Origin of the sequence: Streptococcus oralis subsp. dentisani (assembly GCF_002096335.1) — a bacterium.
Taxonomy (GTDB): Bacteria; Bacillota; Bacilli; order Lactobacillales; family Streptococcaceae; genus Streptococcus; species Streptococcus oralis_Z.
Genome location: NZ_NCUW01000026.1, coordinates 124,032 through 144,843 on the forward strand (window position 1 = coordinate 124,032; position 20,812 = coordinate 144,843).

Annotated in this window: 18 protein-coding genes; all 18 read right to left on the reverse strand. The window is 41.2% G+C overall.

What is annotated here, in order from left to right:
* Entirely contained in the window at positions 1-387 is a 387-nt protein-coding gene (locus B7709_RS02180; RefSeq protein WP_084971301.1) for a Mini-ribonuclease 3, read from the reverse strand.
* The gene (gene cysS / locus B7709_RS02185) at positions 380-1,723 is read right to left on the reverse strand and encodes a cysteine--tRNA ligase (protein ID WP_084971303.1); all 1,344 of its coding nucleotides are present in this window, start codon (positions 1,721-1,723) and stop codon (positions 380-382) included. Before cysS ends, B7709_RS02180 begins: the two co-directional genes overlap by 8 nt.
* 17 nt (positions 1,724-1,740) lie before the next feature.
* Complete coding sequence (locus B7709_RS02190; protein WP_008808367.1) at positions 1,741-2,262, reverse strand: dihydrofolate reductase family protein; 522 nt, start codon at positions 2,260-2,262, stop codon at positions 1,741-1,743.
* An 8-nt stretch (positions 2,263-2,270) separates the two neighbouring features.
* Positions 2,271-3,035 (reverse strand): nucleoside phosphorylase, encoded by a 765-nt coding sequence (locus tag B7709_RS02195; protein WP_084971305.1) that lies wholly within the window; start codon positions 3,033-3,035, stop codon positions 2,271-2,273.
* Between the two features lie 4 nt (positions 3,036-3,039).
* The gene (locus tag B7709_RS02200; RefSeq protein ID WP_084971307.1) at positions 3,040-3,906 is read right to left on the reverse strand and encodes a GNAT family N-acetyltransferase; all 867 of its coding nucleotides are present in this window, start codon (positions 3,904-3,906) and stop codon (positions 3,040-3,042) included.
* A gap of 11 nt (positions 3,907-3,917) precedes the next feature.
* Positions 3,918-4,535 (reverse strand): serine O-acetyltransferase, encoded by a 618-nt coding sequence (gene cysE / locus B7709_RS02205; protein ID WP_084971309.1) that lies wholly within the window; start codon positions 4,533-4,535, stop codon positions 3,918-3,920.
* A gap of 14 nt (positions 4,536-4,549) precedes the next feature.
* Entirely contained in the window at positions 4,550-6,763 is a 2,214-nt protein-coding gene (gene pnp / locus B7709_RS02210) for a polyribonucleotide nucleotidyltransferase (RefSeq protein WP_084971311.1), read from the reverse strand.
* 688 nt (positions 6,764-7,451) lie between these two features.
* The gene (gene metF, locus B7709_RS02220) at positions 7,452-8,318 is read right to left on the reverse strand and encodes a methylenetetrahydrofolate reductase [NAD(P)H] (protein ID WP_084971417.1); all 867 of its coding nucleotides are present in this window, start codon (positions 8,316-8,318) and stop codon (positions 7,452-7,454) included.
* A 94-nt stretch (positions 8,319-8,412) separates the two neighbouring features.
* Positions 8,413-10,662: a 5-methyltetrahydropteroyltriglutamate--homocysteine S-methyltransferase gene (gene metE / locus B7709_RS02225; protein ID WP_084971314.1), complete on the reverse strand. Its 2,250-nt coding sequence runs from the start codon at positions 10,660-10,662 to the stop codon at positions 8,413-8,415.
* Between the two features lie 244 nt (positions 10,663-10,906).
* The gene (locus tag B7709_RS02230) at positions 10,907-11,269 is read right to left on the reverse strand and encodes a TIGR02328 family protein (protein ID WP_084971316.1); all 363 of its coding nucleotides are present in this window, start codon (positions 11,267-11,269) and stop codon (positions 10,907-10,909) included.
* Positions 11,253-11,657, reverse strand: a complete 405-nt coding sequence (locus B7709_RS02235) for a YbgA family protein (RefSeq protein ID WP_084971318.1) — start codon at positions 11,655-11,657, stop codon at positions 11,253-11,255. The genes B7709_RS02230 and B7709_RS02235 overlap by 17 nt, the downstream gene beginning before the upstream one ends.
* 129 nt (positions 11,658-11,786) lie before the next feature.
* The gene (locus tag B7709_RS02240) at positions 11,787-12,872 is read right to left on the reverse strand and encodes a HigA family addiction module antitoxin (protein WP_084971320.1); all 1,086 of its coding nucleotides are present in this window, start codon (positions 12,870-12,872) and stop codon (positions 11,787-11,789) included.
* A complete protein-coding gene (locus B7709_RS02245; RefSeq protein WP_084971322.1) occupies positions 12,865-13,203 on the reverse strand; it encodes a type II toxin-antitoxin system RelE/ParE family toxin in 339 nt (112 codons plus the stop codon). Before B7709_RS02245 ends, B7709_RS02240 begins: the two co-directional genes overlap by 8 nt.
* 127 nt (positions 13,204-13,330) lie before the next feature.
* Positions 13,331-13,768 (reverse strand): hypothetical protein, encoded by a 438-nt coding sequence (locus B7709_RS02250; RefSeq protein ID WP_239822490.1) that lies wholly within the window; start codon positions 13,766-13,768, stop codon positions 13,331-13,333.
* Between the two features lie 137 nt (positions 13,769-13,905).
* A complete protein-coding gene (locus B7709_RS02255; RefSeq protein ID WP_084971327.1) occupies positions 13,906-14,883 on the reverse strand; it encodes a hypothetical protein in 978 nt (325 codons plus the stop codon).
* Between the two features lie 16 nt (positions 14,884-14,899).
* Positions 14,900-16,150 carry a restriction endonuclease subunit S gene (locus B7709_RS02260; protein ID WP_084971329.1) on the reverse strand — a complete coding sequence of 417 codons (1,251 nt, stop codon included), beginning with the start codon at positions 16,148-16,150 and terminating at the stop codon, positions 14,900-14,902.
* On the reverse strand, positions 16,143-17,747 hold the full coding sequence (locus tag B7709_RS02265; protein WP_084971331.1) for an HsdM family class I SAM-dependent methyltransferase: 1,605 nt from the start codon (positions 17,745-17,747) through the stop codon (positions 16,143-16,145). Before B7709_RS02265 ends, B7709_RS02260 begins: the two co-directional genes overlap by 8 nt.
* Entirely contained in the window at positions 17,747-20,809 is a 3,063-nt protein-coding gene (locus tag B7709_RS02270; protein ID WP_084971334.1) for a type I restriction endonuclease, read from the reverse strand. Before B7709_RS02270 ends, B7709_RS02265 begins: the two co-directional genes overlap by 1 nt.
* Between the last annotated feature and the right edge of the window lie 3 nt (positions 20,810-20,812).

Consider the following 20,812-nt stretch of genomic DNA (forward strand, 5'->3'; position numbering starts at 1 on the left):
CTACTCCTCCACTTTTTGGATACACCACGAAATCAAGGCCTCTAAGCGCTCCACATTTTCTGTCAGATGAAGATAGCCCATAACTGCTTCAAATCCAGTCGACATACGATAAGTCACGACATCCGCATTTTTAGCCTTTGTGTGACTATTGGTATTGCGGCCACGTTTATAGATTTCTTCTTCTTTTTCCGTAAGGACTTGCTCCTCCAACATCAATGAAATCAAACGAGCCTGAGCCTTGGCCGAGACATACTTGGTCGCCTCTTGGTGGAGTTTATTGGGCTTGGTCATGCCTTTGAGGATGAGGTGGCGACGAATATACATGGAATAAACCGCATCCCCCTCAAAAGCTAGCGCAATCCCATTAATGAGATTGGCATCAATCACGTGTCCACCTCACTCCATCTTTTGTATCCAGTAGTTTAATGCCTTGAGCAGCCAATTGGTCACGGATTTGGTCTGCTGTCGCAAAGTCACGATTGGCACGCGCTTCTTGGCGTTTTTGGATTAAGGCTTCGATTTCTGCATCCAAAACTTCCTCTACAAAGACAATACCAAAGACCTCTAACATAGCCGCAAGAGCTTGCTTGACAGCAGCATCATAGTTACCTGAGTTAATCCACTTGGTCATTTCAAAGACTACTGTGATACCGTTGGCAGAGTTGAAATCCTCATCCATAGCTGCAACAAACTTATCTTTAAAGGCTTGTAACTCTTGAGCATCTACATTTCCGGTAAATGGTTGCTCGTAAGTATTTTTTAGATACTTGAGATTGGTCTCGGCATCGCGAACTGCCTTTTCCGTAAAGTTGATGGGTTTGCGGTAGTGTTGTGTTGCAAAGAAGAAACGAAGCACTTGGCCATCGATGGTTTTGAGGGCATCATGAACAGTGATAAAGTTTCCCAAGGACTTGGACATCTTGACATTGTCGATATTGACAAAGCCATTGTGCATCCAGTAATTGGCAAATGTCTTGCCTGTTTTGGCCTCTGACTGGGCAATTTCGTTGGTATGATGTGGAAACTCTAGATCAGCTCCACCGCCGTGGATATCAATGGTATCGCCCAAAATCTCTGTTGACATGACCGAACATTCGATATGCCAGCCCGGACGACCAGGTCCCCAAGGACTATCCCAAGAAATCTCGCCTGGTTTGGCAGCTTTCCAGAGAGCAAAGTCCACTGGATTTTCCTTACGTGCCGTTTCTTCATCGGTTCGACCTGAAGCACCCAGCTCCAAATCTTCCAAGGTTTTGTTAGCTAATTTGGCGTAATTGTGGGATTTTTCCACTCGGAAGTAAACATCTCCTTGACTCTCGTAGGCAAAGCCTTTTTCAATCAAGTCAGCGACAAAACGAATGATGTCAGCCATAAACTCCACCACACGCGGATGGCGAGTCGCAGGTTTCACGCCTAAGGCCGTCACATCCTCACGAAAGGCAGCGATATACTTGTCCGCAACCTCCTGAGGCGTGATGCCTTCTTCCTTGGCGCGATGGATAATCCTATCATCTACATCTGTAAAATTGGAAATATAGTTGACTTCAAATCCCCGATACTCAAAATAACGGCGAATGGTATCAAAAGCTATTGTTGAGCGGGCATTGCCCACGTGGATGTAGTTGTAGACCGTTGGCCCACAGACATACATCTTAACCTTGCCGTCCTCAATAGGTACAAATTCTCGCAAATCACGAGACATGGTGTCATAAATTTTAATCATGCGGTCCACTCCCTTCTCTATTTCTGACTTTTTCGGCTGAAAACCAGCTCTGCAAAAGGGCCAAATTGCCTGAGGCTATCCAGTTGGTAAAAGCGCTGCCCTTCCTCTTGGGTAAAGAGGGGAACCCCCTTTCCTAGGATAAGGGGCGCTATCTGAATAATGAGGTGGTCGAAAAGATCCGCATCCAAGAGCGGTCCTACCAAGGAATTACCACCAATCACAAAGACATTTTTGCCTTTGTCAATCTGGTGAACAAAGTCCACCACATCCCCAGCTACTGGCTGGTAATTGCTGACAGGCAGGTGCCCATCATGCGTAAAGACATAGTTTTCCGTAGCTTGATAAAAACTTTCTACATCTTGCAAATCTTGGATTTCCTCAAAGGTCCGCTTGCCCATGATGGTGATATCCATTTGCCTGTAAAAGTCATCATAGCCTGTATCCTCTACAGAACCAAGCTGATGCAGCCAGTCTATCCTGTGCTGGCTGTCTGCCAAATAGCCATCCATGGTGATACAGCCGTAAAAATATACTGCCATTCTTGTAGTTACCTTTCTAGTTCCTTGGCTATTATCAAAGCGATAGTGAAAAAAGTCATGGCATCAGCTGTCCGCTCTTCATGGCGGACATCCCAGGTTCGGTTATGATGGTCCACATAGTCAGCCGTGTAGAAGAACTGATAGACTTTACTCTTGCGGAATTGACTCCAAGCCATGATAGCCGAAGCTTCCATGTCCACCACTTGAGCTCCAGCAGCCAAGCGACGCTTGACCTTATCAGGCGTTTCCCGATAGAAAGCATCTGTAGTCCAAGTCTTTGTTCGAATGTGCTCAATACCAGATTTATTCAAAGCCTCTTCCATGGTTAATAGCAGAGTTTCGTCATAAGCTATCTCATCACTAGCAGGAGCATAATGGTAACTTGTACCTTCATCACGTAGAGCTGAACTTGGTAGGATAATTTTATCAGCCTGAATAGACTGATCTAGAACTCCGCAAGAACCCAACACAATAAAGTTCCTAAATCCTCTTGCTTTGAGTTCTTCTAAGAGCCCAACAACCATCGGGGCTCCAATCGTAGCTATAGCAACTGCTACCTTACTCCCATCCTTTTCATAGATATACCATGGAAATCTACCATTTAGATTGGTTAGATAGCCACCTTCATAAACATCTTCAAACTGCTTTACTCGTTCAACGATTTCTCCATTAAAAGATAAAATGATCGTGTCACAGATTTCTCCACCACCACGAATACTTCGATCAGTTGGTTCGATAACAGCAGGTACATTTTCGAATTCTTCTAATAGCATTTTTCTACTCTTTCTCATTCAAATAAACTACCTGTGTCTGTTTGACAAAGCCGATTTTTTCATACAAGCGCTTGGCACCTACGTTGCTATCCTCTACTGCAATCTGAAATTCCTTATCATTTTGCTCAATCAGTTGGTTGACAAGAGATTTTACAAAATAGCTTCCATAGCCTTTCCCACGTTCAAGTTCCAGTATTACTAAACCATAGAGGTAATTAGTATTACTTGATAAATCAACTGTGCAAGTTCCAATGACCTGACCGTTTTTTAATAAAATATATAGGCGACTTTCTGGATCTTTCAGAGCTTCGGCGACATATCTATCCACAACTTCTCTAGATTCATGTTCCTCTGAAAATACCTGAAATTTCAACTGACTAATTTGATTCTGAAATGAACTATCTGCTAACAAAACTTCCAGATTGGAAACATTTGCTAACGGATAAGGTCTTCTATCCTTACCTAACCAAGTTTCTGTCTCTTCATCCTCGATTAGTCCCCAATTACTGGCAAAGTCAGGATGATTCTCTAAAAAAATACGTTCTGCCTGAAAAGTGACTGACCGAATGGGGAAAGAAGCCGTTTCTTTCTCAAAACTAGTAAACAAAGCACGCGCAATTCCCTGTCGGCGATGTTCTGGATGAACCAGTATCGCTACTTCCACATCTTGATCATCCGCATAGACAGTTAATAAACCAACAAGTTCACTTTTTTCGTAATAAAGAAAAAAGGCGGGCATGTTTGGGTCAAAATTAAGCATGTTAGAGAGATAGGGTTCACGGTAGGTACCGTCATATTTTTGGCAACAGTTAATTAGGACTTTCGCCTCAGATAACTCCTTTGGGCTTAACTTGTTTCTTGCTATAATCATATAAATATCCTTTACAATCCCGACGATCTGTGGCTGGCTTCTCTAGCCTGCTCTAGTTTATTGACGTAGTACTCTCGTTTTTCTTCGACTTCGTGGATCGTTGGCTCATCCTTCTGACCGTGAACGCGCACGATCTTAGCTGGAATACCGACAACTGTCACATCACTTGGTACGTCTGCCACGACTACTGCAGCAGCACCAACTTTGGCATTTTCACCGATTTCTACCGGTCCGATGACTTGGGCATGGGCTGATATGAGCGCCCCTTTTCGGACAGTCGGATGGCGTTTGCCACAGTCTTTCCCTGTTCCCCCAAGAGTCACACCATGATAGAGGAGAACTCCCGTCTCAACAATCGCCGTCTCTCCAATCACCAGACCTGAACCGTGGTCGATAAAGACACCTGAGTCAATCTGGGCACCCGGATGAATCTCGATTTGAGTCCAAAAGCGCCAAAACTGACTGTGCATCCGAGCCAGGAGTTTGAAGCCATGATTCCAGAGAAAATGCGAGAGACGGTGGGCAGCTAAGGCCTTGACACCTGGATAAGTCAGCAAAACTTCCAAACTGTTGCGTGCCGCTGGATCATTTTCTTTTACAATATCAATGGTTTCGCGCCACCATCCCATACATTTCTCCTTTCTTATTCTGAGTCTTTTGGTTTGTGCGTAAATTCTTTCTTAGGTTTGTGGTCCTTGTGATGACGTGGACGGTGAGGACGTTCAGACTTTTCACCTTTTTCATCGTGTTCTGGTTTTGGCGGACGAGGAAGAAGAGCTTTCATAGAGGCATCGATACGGCCTTTTTCATCAATCTTGATAACCTTAACATCTACTTCATCACCAATGGCTACCAAATCTTCTACATTGTTCGTACGAGTCCAAGCCATTTCAGAAATGTGCACAAGTGCATCTGTCTTATCAAAGAGGTTGACAAAGGCACCAAATTTCTCGATACGAACAACCTTAGCATGGTAAACTTCATCCACTTTGGCTTCACGAACCAAGCCAGCGATGATTTCTTTGGTACGGTTAATGGCATCTTGGTCGCTAGAGTAGATAGAAACATTACCTTCTTCGTCGATATCAATCTTAACGCCTGTTTCAGCGATAATCTTGTCAATGGTTTCTCCACCTTTACCGATGACAATCTTAATCTTGTCCACATCAATCTTGATGGTATCAATTTTCGGTGCAGTTGGAGCCAATTCTGGACGAACTTCTGGTATCGTTTCTTCAATCACATCAAGGATTTCAAAACGGGCTTTCTTGGCTTGAGCAAGAGCCTCAGTCAAGATTTCTGCAGTAATCCCTTGAATTTTGATATCCATTTGAAGGGCTGTAATCCCGTCACGAGTACCCGCAACCTTAAAGTCCATGTCCCCAAAGTGGTCTTCCAAACCTTGGATATCGGTCAAGACAGTGTAGTTGTTTCCATCTGAGATGAGACCCATAGCAATCCCTGCTACTGGCGCCTTGATTGGCACACCACCAGCCATAAGGGCAAGCGTTCCCGCACAGATAGAGGCTTGAGAAGAAGAACCGTTTGATTCCAAAACTTCTGCTACCAAGCGGATCGCGTATGGGAATTCTTCCAAACTTGGCAATACTTGAGCAAGAGCACGCTCACCAAGAGCTCCGTGACCAATTTCACGACGACCTGGCGCACCGTAACGGCCCGTTTCCCCTACAGAGTATTGTGGGAAGTTATAGTGGTGCATAAAGCGTTTCTTGTACTCTGGATCCAACCCATCGATAATTTGAGTTTCACCCATGGGAGCCAAGGTCAAGACTGAAAGGGCTTGAGTTTGGCCACGAGTAAAGAGACCTGAACCGTGCACACGAGGAAGAAAGTCAACAACCGCATCCAAAGGACGGATTTCATCAACCTTACGACCGTCAGGACGTACCTTATCTTCTGTAATCAAACGGCGCACTTCAGCGTGTTCCATTTGTTCCAAGATTTCAGCCACATCACGCATGATACGGTCAAATTCTTCGTGGTCTGCATATTTTTCTTCGTAAACAGCAGTCACTTGGTCTTTAACTGCTTGAGTTGCAGCTTCACGAGCCAATTTTTCTTCTACTTGGACCGCTTTTTGGAGGTCACTATTGTAGGATGCGATGATTTCAGCCTGCAAGTCAGCGTCTACATGAAGCAATTCCACTTCTGCTTTTTCCTTACCGACCACAGCAACGATTTCTTCTTGGAAGGCAATCAATTCTTTAACAGCTTCGTGCCCTTTGAGAAGAGCTTCCAACATGATTTCTTCTGATAATTCTTTGGCACCAGACTCAACCATGTTGATAGCGTCCTTGGTACCAGCTACTGTCAATTCAAGAAGTGAGCGCTCTGCTTGTTCTTGACTAGGGTTGATGATGATTTCACCATCTACATAGCCCACCTGCACCCCAGCGATTGGTCCGTCAAATGGAATATCTGAGATAGAAAGTGCCAAGGATGAACCAAACATAGCTGCCATTGGTGCAGAGGCATTTTCATCATAAGAAAGGACCGTATTAATCACTTGCACTTCATTACGGAAACCTTCCGCAAACATAGGACGGATTGGACGGTCAATCAAACGCGCTGTCAAGGTCGCATCCGTTGAAGGACGTCCTTCACGCTTCATGAAGCCACCAGGAAACTTCCCAGCTGCATACATTTTTTCTTCGTAGTTGACTTGAAGTGGGAAGAAATCCCCAGTTGCCATTTTCTTAGACATAACGGCAGCAGTCAAGACAGTTGACTCACCATAACGGACGACAACAGAGCCATTTGCTTGCTTAGCAACCTGACCAGTCTCTACGATCAACTCACGACCCGCAAAAGTCGTTTGAAACACTTGTTTTGTCATGTTAATCCCCTTTGGATTGATAAAATTATACGCCTTGCCTACAAAGATCAGGATACAAAGGGCGTGAAGAATCCCGTATGAAAATAGGAGATTGACGCAGTGTGTCACGCACACCAGGAAATCTATCTTTTTCACTAGGGATTTAGCCCGTGTTCAACTTTCAAGATATTTTGGACGGTTCGGCTTGCCGAACATTTCTGTAGAAAAATAGGAAGGTGACGCCACACTCGATGAGTGCTAGGAAGCTTATCTTTTTTCCTAAGAAATGAGGCCAAAATTCAATTCATCAAGATACCAAGCCGTTAAGCAACTCAAAGGAAAATAGAAAATCGAACAACGGAGCGACTGCTCCTAGCTAGATTTATCTTTTTACACAGAGTTGTAGACGTGTTCAGTTACACAAGATACAAATCATTCGAAAGGATTGATGCTAAAGCATCTAAGCCTTTCACGCTAATCGCTATCATGCAATTAGCTAAATGCTTTACTAACTCTCTCGTCAAATAACATCGATTTGACTCGCTTGTGTCGCTCCAACCAAATTTGAAAAATTCTTAAAACTTTAATACCCTCATCTTTGTATCAAGTACGTACAGAGTCTATTTTATCATATTTTTCTTAAAAAGTGCGGGCTTTTCTATTAAAAAGGAACCATTCCCCTCACCTGAGAAGAATGGTTTGCTTTTTATTATCCTAAAGACTGATGGTTAAACAAGGCATGGGTTGCTTGGTGGATGTATTTTGCTGTTTCAGCATTGTTCATGGTGTAAAGATGCACACCTGCGACATCCTGAGTGACCAAGTCCACGATTTGGTCCACGGCATAGGCAAGTCCTGCTGCTCTGAGCGACTCAGGATCATGCTCATACTTGTCTAAAATGGCCTTGAATTTTCGCGGAATATGGATATTCTCACACGTTTTCAAGAGACGAAGCGCTTGATTACGGTTAAGAATCGGCATGATACCCGCATGAATAGGAACATCAATCCCTGCCAAGGTACACTTGTCTTGGAAGTCATAGAAACGCTCATTGTCAAAGAAAAGTTGCGTTACGAGACTCGAACAGCCTGCGTCTACTTTCTTCTTGAGATTTTGGATATCCGAAATCTGGTTTGGCGAGTCAGGGTGTCCCTCTGGGTAGCAAGCTCCGACAATCTCAAAATGAGGAGCTTGTTCCTTGATGAACTCGATCAAGTCCGTTGCGTAGCGAAAATCCTTTTGTGGCTCCACATCAGGGATGATATCTCCACGCAAGGCTAAGATTTTCTGTACCCCAACCTTGTCCAAGTCCGCAATAGTTTCAGCAACCTTTTCCTTGTTCAGATAGATAGCGGGCAAGTGGGCAATGGTCGGAATCGCCAAGTCATTCTGGATAAAGTCAGCCAAACGAACCGTCGTTTCCTTGATATTAAATTTATTATTGCTGGCAGTTACACTGATAAAGTGCGGTGCTAGCTCCCGCATATCCTGCAAGGCTGAAATAATTTTATCATTACCCACAGCTGGGTTTGGAGGGAACACTTCAAATGAAAGTGACGGAGTTTGGCGTGACATAGTCATTATCCTTTTCTTTTTAATTTCATGATTGCTAAGCCGGCTTGGGCCAAGCAGTTCCTTGATCAGTCAGTGTCACGAGCGAAATCTTATCTTACAATTTCTCACGCGCAGCTTTTGCTGCTTCGACAAGGCGGATCAAGCTTTCTTTTGTTTCTGGAATACCGCGTGTTTTCAAACCACAGTCAGGGTTGATCCAAACTTTCTTGCTTGGTACTTTGGCAAGAATAGCATCGATTGTGTGGTCGATTTCACCTTCATTTGGCACACGAGGTGAGTGGATATCGTAAACCCCAGGTCCCACTTCTGTTTGGAAGTTTTTCGCTTTGAGTTCGTCCAAGATTTCAAGGTTTGAACGGCTTGCTTCAAAGGAAATAACGTCCGCATCCATGTTGTCGATAGCTGGGATGATATCTGTAAATTCTGAGTAACACATGTGAGTGTGGATTTGAGTATCTGGTGCAACTGTAGAGTGTACCAAGCGGAAGGCTGGAATAGCCCAGTCAAGGTAGTCTTCATACCAGTCGCTACGACGGAGTGGCAATTTCTCACGAAGAGCAGCCTCGTCGATTTGGATGATCTTCACGCCAGCAGCTTCAAGGTCAAGAACTTCATCCTTGATCGCAAGAGCGATTTGAAGAGTTGAGTCCTTGATAGAGATGTCTTCACGTGGGAATGACCAGTTAAGGATGGTAACCGGACCAGTCAACATACCTTTAACAGGTTTGTCAGTACGGCTTTGAGCATAGCTAGACCATTTCACAGTGATTGGGTTAAGACGAGTCACATCACCCCAGATGATTGGTGGTTTCACTCCACGCATACCATATGATTGTACCCAACCGTTCTTAGAGAAGAGGTAACCTGACAAGTTTTGACCGAAGTACTCAACCATGTCGTTACGCTCGAACTCACCGTGTACCAGCACGTCAAATCCAACTTCTTCTTGCCATTTGATCCATTCATCGATGGTTTCAGCAAGGAAGGCATCGTATTCTTCTTGAGTCAACTCACCCTTACGGAAGGCCAAACGTTTAGCACGGACTTCCTTGGTTTGAGGGAATGAACCGATGGTTGTTGTTGGGAGAGCTGGAAGTTTGAAGGCCTCTTCTTGGATAGCTTCACGTTCTGCAAAGGCTGGCAAACGAGTGTAGTCTGCGTCAGTCAAGCCAGCGATACGAGCACGAAGTTCCGCATTTTCACCCACACGCTCAGTCGCAAAGAGTTCTTTGTTGGCTGCAAGAGCTTCTGCACCTTGGCCGTTGCGGATAGCATCCAAATCACGAATCTCATCCAATTTTTCAACTGCGAAAGCAAAGTGGTTCAAGATAGCTGGTTCAAATTCTTCATTAGCAGTTGTAAATGGCACATGAAGAAGTGAGCATGAGCTTGTCAAGACAATGTTTTCAGCTGGGATTTGCTCAAGAACAGCCAAGCTCTTTTCATAGTTATTGCGCCAGATGTTTTTACCATTGACAATACCTGCATAGAGAGTCTTGTCAGCTGGGAAACCACCTTTAACGAGTTCAAGAGTTTTCTTACCTTCGACAAAGTCAAGACCGATGGCATCTACTGGCAAGTTTACAAGGTCAGCGTAGACGTCACGAACGTCTCCGAAGTAAGTTTGAAGCAAGACTTCAAGACCTTTCTTGTCAGCCAAAAGCTTGTTGTAAATGTTAAAGAAGAGTGCTTTTTCTTCCGCTGTCAAGTCTTTGACAAGAGCCGCTTCGTCGAGTTGGATGCGAGTCGCACCAAGTTCAGCCAATTTTGCAAAAACTTCTTGGTAAGCAACTACTAAACTGTCTACGAAGTCTTCCGCTTTCACGCCTTCTTCAAAGTCTGACAATTGAAGGAAAGTGAATGGACCTACAAGGACTGGACGAGTGTTCAATCCAAGTTCTTTAGCTTCTTGGAACTCATCAAAGATCTTGTGACCAGCAAGTTTAACTTGAGTGTCTTTTTCAAATTTAGGAACGATGTAGTGGTAGTTGGTGTTGAACCATTTCTTCATTGGAAGGGCACGAACGTCCCCTTTTTCTCCTTGGTAACCACGACCCAAAGCAAAGTAGCGCTCAAGGTCAGACAAGTCCAAGTTTTGAACAGAAGCTGGCACCACGTTGAAAAGGAAAGCTGCATCTAGGAAGTTATCATAGTGAGAAAAGTCGTTTGATGGGATTTCAGTGATGCCTTTTTCTTTGACAATGTTCCAGTGTTTTGCGCGCAATTCTTTTGCTGCGGCAAGGAGTTCTTCTTCTGAGATTTCTTTTCTAAAGTATTTTTCAGTTGTAAATTTTAATTCGCGGAATTCGCCCAAACGAGGGAAACCGATGATTGTAGTTGACATGATGTGTCCTCCAAAATTTGTTGTTGAAACTATCTTAACAGAAAAGAAAGTGTCTGTATAATTGTAAATAATTAGGCTTTGATATAGTCTGAAACTATATCTCTCTTTTGAACAAAAGAAAAAGACTTGAGACCAGTGTCTCAAATCCTTTTTATATCGTGTTTTGTGGCCGCTTTTTAGTTGAAAGATTCAAACGAGCTATTGATGTTCCTTATAAGTGACTATGGCTTGTTATTAGAAAAGACTATAAGTCAATCCCCTTCTCTCGAAGATTAGCCAGACACTCCTCATAGTATTCTGCGTCATGCTCACTATAGATGGGATTGCCTAGCTTCTCCTCAGACAAATCCTCATAAGGAGGGCAGGTTTTGCCACGGTAGTTCTTGTCCAGCCACTCTGGACTGACATTGTATCCACGACCAGCCATCTCCTCCATGATCAAGCGATGATAGGCATAGAGACGATAGGGCGAATGGGTAAAGACATACTCCACTGTCGCATGCTTTTTCCCCCAGCCATTGCCACGCAGGGCACAGCACTCTCGATGTTGCCCCAAGAGCTGAGGACGGGGAAGTTGTGAAATCAAAGCCTCATGCCAAAGTCTCATGGGAGTCTCCTTTCAGTAAAGTCGAATGTTGTAAGTAGGTATTTGGATAGCGATCCAGCAAGTCTCGTGTCTTAGCGATTAAATCTTCCTTAGAAACCTGACCAAAGCGGTAGCGATCCAGCAGGAGCATATAGTCCTTTCGCTCAGCATCTGTCGCTTTCTTTTTGAAATAGCCCCAAATATGCTGAAAGGCATTGCAAACCTGACCCCTGTGTTCTGGGATTTGACAGGCAAGGTCAATCAGTTCTTGAACACGACTTACCTCCACCTCTTCATTCTTTAGATACTGACGAATCTCGTTGTAAATATTACTGGAATGGCTCAAAACGAGGTATTTGTTTCTAGCCCAGAGTTGTTGGCACTGGGATTTTTGGTTAATTTGTTCCATCTTTCTCCTTGTTTTCTATCCGTTTCCAGGGAATATGGAAACAAAGTTGTATCTTAAAAATGAGCGAATTATGAGCTTCACATGACTGACTGTATGAATCTTTTTTCTTCTTCTAAAGTTTCCTGACACTTAGGAAACAAAGTAATAATTTACTTTTAGTTCTCGGAAACGGTCAAAACCTAGAATACCCTCATTTTGTAATCTGCCTAAAACAACGCTAGGATGAATAACGATTTCCTCCGCAAAACATATGATATCCGTCTTATCAAAGTTTCCTTTTTCTACAAAAGCCTGATAGTCTTCTGGTCTAATCAAGAGATCTTTTGCAAACTGGTCTGCCTGTTCCTCAGAACGACGGTATAACTCACTGTTTCCGTCTTCAGATGAAAAATCATTCTGTAGAATGTGCCCAATCTCATGGAAAAGTGAGAACCAGAAAATATCGGATGCCTTGTTTCGGTCTGTCAATAATAGCAAGGCACTACCATTGCTGAATTTTTTTGTAGCACCATTCAAATTAGCATTTGCCAAAGCAGGTAGACCGACTAGAACAACACCACAGTCTAGCAAGATATCATACAAGCGTTGAGGAAAGACTTCTGGATCTTGCCTAGTTAACCCTCTCAAAGCAGGCAGATTTTTCTCTAGTTTTCTACGATTGAGCTTAGTAGTCGTTTTATCACGCGCCTTTTTAGATGCCAACTCCAGCATGATATTGGAGTTGACTATACTTTTAGTCGTAAACTCACGCGTATTCCGATAGCTGACTAGATGGTTAAAAGATGTAAGATTTTCTAAACTTGCCACACCTAGAATCCTGCGAAGCTCGACAATCTTTTCCTTTAAACTATAACGTTTGTCTGGAACGTAGCCTTCTTCCTTAAAATACTTGAAATCTATCATCTCACAGATTTCTTTTTCGCTACCTTCTTCTAACTCTCTTTCCTCTGCAATCTCAGCCACTTTTACATCATAAGCATTTTGAAGATTGAGCCAGGTTTGCATAGAAACTCCGCTTAGCTTGGCTAACTTATGAGCCGTTTCTTTACTAATGGACTCCTCCGCATTGACGAGCTTGCTGACAGTCTTTGCCGAAACTCCTAATCGCTCCGCAAATTCTTTCTGCGTTACGTTATAATCTTCAATCAACTCTTCAACATACTGACCTGGATGAAAAGCAATCAGGTCTTTGTATTCAACAATTTTATTACTCATAGTGATTGCTGACCTCCTCTATTTTTAGGATTTCGATTTCAACAGGATTTGGAAACACCTTTTCTACATCCTCTTCACGAAAACCCACAATCAAACGATAGGAACTCTTTCGACCATCTATATCCAAAGCAAACTGTCCCCATCTCTTTCCCTTGAGTTGGTGAAAGTGATACTTAGGAAAAGCCGTCACACTAGCCAAAGAATTCGCCGCTTCCAAAAAGTTGATCAACTGATGCAACTTTACAGCAAGCTTATCCGAAAAATCCTTCTTCGCCTGCCTCAGCTCTGTGCACTGCTTTTTAACAGTTTTGTTTGTATAGATAAGCTTCATATGTCCCTTTCCGTTAAATTAAATTACCTTTTAGGTAATTTAATTATACCATGTTTAGAAAACAAAAACCAGCCAAAAGTTGTTTTAGCTGGGATTATAGTTATTAATTTATATTAAGCAATGTTACCTATTTTCTTTTTAAAATGTAAATTCCATCACCTAATCTATAACTAGTTAATTCTACATCTGTTTCTCTCACGGTTTCTACATCATCAAATGAGAGATTTGTTATGATATGATGAGCGTGAGGAAAACCTGTAACTCCAAATATCTTAAATCCAAAAACTCCTAGAACAGGATTAAGATAACTTGCATTACTACCAACATACATCAATCCAATTAAAAGGAACAACAATAAATTCATGATAATACTAGTTGTATTATTCATATCAAAAGACAGTAACGGAGTAAAATATGTAACAATGTAGTTCATCAATGAATCACTTTCCGGTGATATTTCCATTTTTCTCGGTATTTTGATACTTTCCTTACCATCAAACTTAAATAATTTCCATAATTTAATAAATGAAATAAAAATTAGAACAACAAAAACTGCACGAATCAATTTATGATTGAAATCAAGAGCTATTAATCTCTCAAATGAAAATTTGGAATAATTAATATTACTAAAAAGAAGCCATAAATATAGTGGTAGGTACGAGGTGATAAACAATGTCCACTTAGAAAAAAGATCTCGCTGCATTACATACGTCCTTCTTCAACAGTTTCAATCTCAGAAATGTAAGCTTTCACAAATGCATCTGATATAGCATTAATCAATTGAACACAATTTTTTTCATTAGTAATACTTAACTTTCCATTACTAAACGTAACATCTTCAATTTCTTTATAAAATTTATGAGTAGGATCATTTTTTATAGTTTGTATTTTGTCAATATGTCTAACTGTTTCTGTAAAACGATTCGTATCAGAAACAATTTTAATTAACCTCGTAGCAAGTCTTTTACCATTGATCACTTTTGTCTTCAAAAAATTAATTGAAGTTTGTTCAAATATAGTTTTTATATTTACATCAGTATTTAGAATTTCTGTTGCTTGCTCAGCGAATTTTTGATTCATTCCAAATATAGAATCAAATTTTGATTCTGCTTGATTGATTAAAATTTTTTCATCATTAACAATCATTAAATCAATCTTTTTATTTAAACCAAATAGATTATTTCGTTCCCTTAATTTAATTTTACTATCCGTAAAATTACCAAATAACATCTTTTTTTCCAATTGAAATGCATTCACAAAAGAACCTATAAATTTTAGATTAATAGTACTTTTCTTCTTTATTTCAATCAAATAGTTATGCAAATCTTTCTCCGTTTCACAACTTGTACTTAGTAGATGTTGTTGTTCATCATTAAATTGTGAAATTACAGATTGAATATTTTCATATTCTGAAACTTCTACTTGCTCATGTACATTCTTATATGTTATGACTGGATCATATGGTTTTATTTCTCGATTACTAAAAGTAGATTTATTCATACTTTCAATAATTGTTTTAAGTATATTTTCTTTAGTTTTCTTATCAGCATCTTGTTTATATAAAAAAATATCATTTTTCTTAATTTTAATTAGAAAAATCTTAACATATTCATCAAAATCTGGTTGTTGACAAAAAGAAATCAACCGGGTTTTTTCGTCATTAATATTTATTTGAATCAATTTATGCCTCTTTCCTCTACTCAACCCTTACCTGTCCATTCATCAGCATCGGTAATAGCCAATCGCGAAGTTGCGTGAGTTGTTGGTTTTGTCTTTGAACATTTTTCATTTGTTCAAGTAAGTTATCAATAATTGAATTAAATTTCAACAGAAGATTTTGGGGAGGACGTGAAACAACCATATCAGTAAGAACTGATTGAGAAATATTTTTCATGATAGTCCCTGCTGATTGATTTTTTAAAACTTCTTCAACATTTTTTAAGTAGTAGAAAATCAAATTTTTATAAATCAAATCATTAACTTCTGATGCAATGATAAATCCAGAATATACAGTTTTCGCTTCAAGTTCTGACACTAATCGTGTAGCTCCTGGGATACCGCTTCGTGTGATTAAAATCATTCCCTCATTAACAATAAAATTTGTTGATTTATCATTCTCTAAAAAGATTTCATCTAAATCTGTTTGATTGATAAATATTGTTGATGATGAGATATTTCTAACATTAATGATTTTAACTTTTTCACTTCCACTGGAAGTTTTTTCATAGTTAATACCATTTTTAAATTGTGCCAATTCCCCCAACTTCTCAACTCCCCACCCCTCTGGGATTTCGCGTTTGAGTTCTGGGTTATAGACCATCTTTCCACCTGAAGATTTGTAGGGTTTGCCATTCTGGTCTGGAAAATCAAACTGCACAAACCAGTAGTCGTAGAGGGTCTTAGCCATGGCTTCCAACTCTTGGTTGATTTGGTTGTTGATTTCAATCTTGTCATCAATTTTTGAAAGTATTGAAACCATTTTACGTTGTTGGTTTAAATCCAATTCTACTTTAAATTTCAAATTATCAAAATCAGTTTTATTTAGAATTGGAATTGCTGTACTACCTGATGCAGCATTTCGAAATACAGCATAGTTATTTTTAAAAAGATAATAAATATAGTCAGAATCAAAATTTTCATTAACTATAATAGAATTTATCTGCTGATTAGTAACAGAAGGCAAACTATTCTTTGCCACTTTCCCCATAGCTGAGCCTATACAAGTAACCATAATACTATCAGAAGAAATGATTTTATCTTTTAGACGGTCTGAACCTGAACGTGATAAGTATCTCTCTGGCTTACTTATATATTTGTTCTCAAAGGAATCCGACGGAGTAATAAAAGGTACTTCATCTCCAAAATCCTCAGGATATTGAGACGATGGTGTTTTCCCAGTTATCGTTTTCCCTAATTCTGATAAACTTACTTCTTTCCATTTACTCATACTTCAACCCCTTCATCTGCTCTTCAATCTCCTGCTCCAGTGCATGCGATTGCTGGAAGAGGTCTGAGAGTTTATTTTGAAAAGCGGTCATCTTGGCTTCAAACTCGTCTGCTGTGATATCTACATAGTCGATCTTGATGTCAAAGTATTGGCCTGCGCTGAGAGAGTAGTTTTTCTCCTTGATATCCTCATAAGAGACAGTGACAGAAAAGTCCTCGACGGCTTCTTTCTTGATAAAGGTCTCGACGATCCTCTGCTCTTCTTCAGGAGAGAGCACGGTCTTTTGGTTCTTGCCTTCCTTGACCTTGGTTCCTAGGTTTGAGGCATCAATGAGGACGACATCACTCTTATTTTTCTTATCGATAAAGAGGATGGAGACGTTAGTACCTGTCGTCGCAAAGATATTAGACGGCATGGAAACGACACCTGCCAGCATTTGATTATCCACCAAGTGTTGGCGGATAGTCTTATCAATCCCAGACTGGGCCGTGATAAAGCCTGTCGGCAAGACAACGGCTGCTTGACCATCTGACTTCAAGGAGTAGATGATATGCTGGACAAAGAGCTCGTAAATCGCCATCTTGTCCTTAGACTTAGCTGGAACCTTGGGCACACCTGCAAAGAAACGCTCACTTGCTTCTGGCAAGGTCTCTACTTGGTCACGCCACTCTGAAAAGTCCAGCTTGAAAGGCGGGTTAGACACGATATAGTCCATCTTTTCAGGATGACGGTTGGCGATGATGGTATTTCCCTGTACGATATTATGGATGGAATGTTGCAGTCCATTCAAAATTAGATTAAGACGGAGAAGATTAGATGATTTTTGCGAGATATCCTGACTATAGACAGTTGTCTTATCCACACCGATACGACTAGCCAGGTTCATAAGCAAGGTGCCGGAACCAGCTGATGGATCATAGATCCGCACGTTTGATGGTTGGTCATTTCCCACAAGGATATCAGCGATAATCTTAGCCACAGAGTGAGGTGTATAGTACTCGGCGTACTTACCGCCGCCATCTTTGTTGTAGTCCTTGATCATGTACTCAAAAAGTGTAGAGAAAAAGTCGAAACCTTGTGAGAAAATGGTCTCATCAAACTTGACTCGGGTAAGGAGATTGATGATAGCTTTTGCGACCTCGTTGCGCTTACTGCTATCTGAGATGGTATCAGTAATCAAACGTTTATCAAAGAGACGAATGGCCGTATCTCCATCCGTATGAACAGAGAAGATATCGTTATTATCAATGGCGATCTGGTTGAGGGTATTTTCAAAAGTTTCGTAAAAAGTCGACTCATTTTGCTGACGGTGGAGGGTTTCGATCAACTGGTCTGGCTTGAGCCAAGCTGTGCTGGTACCGATATCCTCTAAGAGCCAGTCATAGTCTTCCTCACTCATGGTCAGTAAATTTTCATAGGTATTGGATTCATCTAGTACCTGTGCTTGATATAAAAACTTATCATTTAAAAATTTGTAGAGGAAAGACTGGGTGAGAAGTTTGTACTCACCCGCTTCTCCTCCTAGTCCTGCATGGGTAAAGACGGCTTTTAAATCATCTACCAAGTCTTGGACTTGGACCTTGTATGTTTCATTCATTAGTGTTGGTATTCCTCTTCATATCCTTCAAATAGCGATTCAACCAATCTATCAAAATCTTGTTTGGCCATATTGCTAGCTGATTGGTTTTTCTTCATTTCTTTTCGGGCTTGCTCGCGAATCATTCGCTTTAGATATTCCTCATTATCTAGAACCCCTTGGTTTTGACCGATTCTATGGTCTAATTTAATCTTAGAACCTTTGATAACATGGTAAATAGCTGGAAATTCACTGACCATAGTCGAGTTAGTCACATGCTTGAATGAACGAGCTGCCATTTCATCTCCGTTAAAGTTCATGGTCAATCGTCTCATACGAGTATAATAATCCTCCACTGACTTAAAGAGTTCTTCATAGTCTTTTTGTGTTTCCTTGATATTTTCCATCGTATAGCCTTCTTGACCATAGATAAAATGTTTTTGCATGATGCGTTGGAATTCTTCGTAGAGAGAAACCCACTCAGGATCCTTTTCATCACGCTGTTTTTTAATCTTACCAGCTACCCGACGTCTCCAATCCTCCAGGTCATTGGCTGCTAGACGAAGTTCTTCCTCTGCAATCTTGACAAAACTAAAACTTGTCTCAGACATCGCTAAATTTAAGAGCGTTTGACTAGAAAAGTCAGCTGGTTTATCAATCAAGGACAGTGTCAGCATCCGTCTAGAGAGGATATTGAGCAAGGTTGCGACCTGAGCAATGTCAATCTGCTCGATCAATCGATGGTAACCAAGGAGACGAGCAATATTGTAATACTGCTTGATTGACTCCAAAGCTTTTCGTAAATCGATTAACTGCTTTCTATCCTTGATATCATTGATAGCTTGGGAAAAGTATTCCAGATTATCCGTTGGATAGTCAAGCAAGATTAGCTCCGTCTTGCTTAATTCATGAGAAATCTCGTCTGCCGGGACAAAGAGAGAGCCAAAAACATCCTCTCCATTTTCCCCAGTCAAGGCCGTATCATACTCTTGATTGAGTTCTTCCAGATAGGCACGATTGGTCCTGTCAAACTCTTTCGAAATATCCGCGAAGTCGATGACATAGCCAAAGAGATAGTCCTTGTAAGGACGATTGACACGGGTTAGAGTCTGTAAAAGGTTATGAGCCTTGATTTTACGCCCTAGGTAGAGACGTTTGAGACGAGGGGCATCAAAACCTGTCAAGAGCATGGAGTAGACGATGATAAGGTCAATTTTGCCTTCTTTGTAAGCATCTACCTTTTCTTTCTTCTCTTCCTTATCTCCCTCATCATGGAGAATCAATGCGGATGTCAAGTTGATTGTTCCAGCTTTACGACGTTTTTCTAATTGCTTTTCAAGCTCACGCGCCTGCTTTGACGAGTCACAGACGATCATGCCACCAATCGTCTGATCATCAAAAATTACATCACGTGCACGATTAAAGTCCTCGATGATAAAGTCTAACATAGGTTCTACATAACGAGGGTGAGCAAAGATATCCTCCTTGGACAAGCCTCCACGTTGGATCTCTTCATTGATGGATCTGAGATTGTCTTTATAAGAAGTCTCGATATCTTCTCGCATCAAACGTAGGGTAAAGCCATCATCGATAGACTGGTTGTAGTAGTATTTGTGGATATAGTCCCCAAAAATATCACGTGTGGTCGCATGATTTTCCTTGGTTTTGCCATCTTTCTTATAGGTAATCAATGGGGTCCCAGTCAAAGCAATCTTGATTGCATTGGTGTCTGCCTGATAGAGATTTGGTAGGTAGGAACCACGTTCATTATAAGAGCGATGGGCTTCATCGATAAAGTAGATATTTTGACGATTGAGGTCATAACCAGAGCGGTCAGTCAAGTCTGAATTGTCCTTGAACTTCTGGATATTGACCACAGCAACATCATAACCATCTTGTTTTTGATTGAGCTCTTGAGGGCTGTTGATACGCTTAACCTTGAGCCCTCGTTTGGTAAATTCTTTAAAGGCTTGGTCTGCCAGATCCAAACGATCCACGACAAAGTAAAACTGAGGGACAATTCCCTGTTTTGAGAAATAATTGGTCAGATAGCGAATATTGAAGAAAGCCAAGGCTGTCTTCCCTGAACCTTGTGTATGCCAGATAACGCCCTTCTTAACACCTCTTGCAATTGTTTCTTCAATGGCACGTGTCGCAAAATACTGAGGGTAGCGCATGACATGCTTCTGCAGTTGCATCTGACCATCCTTGCTCTCTTCCTCTACATAGACTAGTCCAAAACGAAGCATAAAGAGCAGGCGTCCTTTCTGATACAAGGAGGACAGAAAGGCATTGCAAGGTGTGTCAGGGTTTAGGTTTGTTTTGAATTCTGGCTGGGACTTGAGGGCAAAGTGGTTCATATCATCTAAAACGAAGTCGATTTGGCCCTCTGTTAAGGTTGCTAAGGAATGAAGGAAATCTTCTTCTCTTTCTTCCTTGAAAGCATTAAACTTGGTTTTTGAATAGGCATTTGAACCGTAGTAAGAGCCCTGTTTTTGTTGACCTTGTCCACTGATATAGGGCAAGTTGTCAGACAGAGCTATCAACTGGGTGATATTATTAAAGCGACGGAACTTGCGATTTTCAAATCGTTGTCTAGTTCTGTCTTGCTCCGACTGAATTCCTGTTTTCCCATCTCGAATCGCATTTGGCTGTTTCACTTCGATATAAGAGAGAGGCAGACCATTGATAAATACGACAATATCAGGACGAAATTCATCCTGGCCATTTTTACAAGTGACTTCAAGCGCTACATGAAAAGTATTGGCTTCAGGGTTTTCCCAGTCAATATAAACTGTATCTTCCTGGCCTTGCAGGCGTCTAAAGAAAGAACGTCCCAAGTCATTTTGATTTAGTTCCAACTTGATATTGGCCAATTCTCTCTCAAAGTCTTCCTCTGTCAGGTAGTTGTTAAATTTTAAAAATTGCTCCTTAAAAACAGATACGAGGATATTGGTATCTGGATCTCGTTCTGCAATCTCCTTCCCATTACGGGGAAGATAGGTATAGCCCAGTCTCATGAGGTGCAGAGTTGCTGGAATCTGGACTCTCGTTAATTCAGAAAAATCTTTTCTTTTTGCCATAAA

What these genes read in the sequence shown, in the direction of transcription:
- B7709_RS02245 (WP_084971322.1), bottom strand. Translation starts at nt 13,203, where the DNA reads ATGAAGCTTATCTATACAAACAAAACTGTTAAAAAGCAGTGCACAGAG.
- cysE (WP_084971309.1), bottom strand. Translation starts at nt 4,535, where the DNA reads ATGGGATGGTGGCGCGAAACCATTGATATTGTAAAAGAAAATGATCCA.
- cysS (WP_084971303.1), bottom strand. Translation starts at nt 1,723, where the DNA reads ATGATTAAAATTTATGACACCATGTCTCGTGATTTGCGAGAATTTGTA.
- B7709_RS02230 (WP_084971316.1), bottom strand. Translation starts at nt 11,269, where the DNA reads ATGAGACTTTGGCATGAGGCTTTGATTTCACAACTTCCCCGTCCTCAG.
- B7709_RS02270 (WP_084971334.1), bottom strand. Translation starts at nt 20,809, where the DNA reads ATGGCAAAAAGAAAAGATTTTTCTGAATTAACGAGAGTCCAGATTCCA.
- B7709_RS02240 (WP_084971320.1), bottom strand. Translation starts at nt 12,872, where the DNA reads ATGAGTAATAAAATTGTTGAATACAAAGACCTGATTGCTTTTCATCCA.
- B7709_RS02265 (WP_084971331.1), bottom strand. Translation starts at nt 17,747, where the DNA reads ATGAATGAAACATACAAGGTCCAAGTCCAAGACTTGGTAGATGATTTA.
- metE (WP_084971314.1), bottom strand. Translation starts at nt 10,662, where the DNA reads ATGTCAACTACAATCATCGGTTTCCCTCGTTTGGGCGAATTCCGCGAA.
- pnp (WP_084971311.1), bottom strand. Translation starts at nt 6,763, where the DNA reads ATGACAAAACAAGTGTTTCAAACGACTTTTGCGGGTCGTGAGTTGATC.
- B7709_RS02190 (WP_008808367.1), bottom strand. Translation starts at nt 2,262, where the DNA reads ATGGCAGTATATTTTTACGGCTGTATCACCATGGATGGCTATTTGGCA.
- metF (WP_084971417.1), bottom strand. Translation starts at nt 8,318, where the DNA reads ATGTCACGCCAAACTCCGTCACTTTCATTTGAAGTGTTCCCTCCAAAC.
- B7709_RS02260 (WP_084971329.1), bottom strand. Translation starts at nt 16,150, where the DNA reads ATGAGTAAATGGAAAGAAGTAAGTTTATCAGAATTAGGGAAAACGATA.
- B7709_RS02200 (WP_084971307.1), bottom strand. Translation starts at nt 3,906, where the DNA reads ATGATTATAGCAAGAAACAAGTTAAGCCCAAAGGAGTTATCTGAGGCG.
- B7709_RS02235 (WP_084971318.1), bottom strand. Translation starts at nt 11,657, where the DNA reads ATGGAACAAATTAACCAAAAATCCCAGTGCCAACAACTCTGGGCTAGA.
- B7709_RS02195 (WP_084971305.1), bottom strand. Translation starts at nt 3,035, where the DNA reads ATGCTATTAGAAGAATTCGAAAATGTACCTGCTGTTATCGAACCAACT.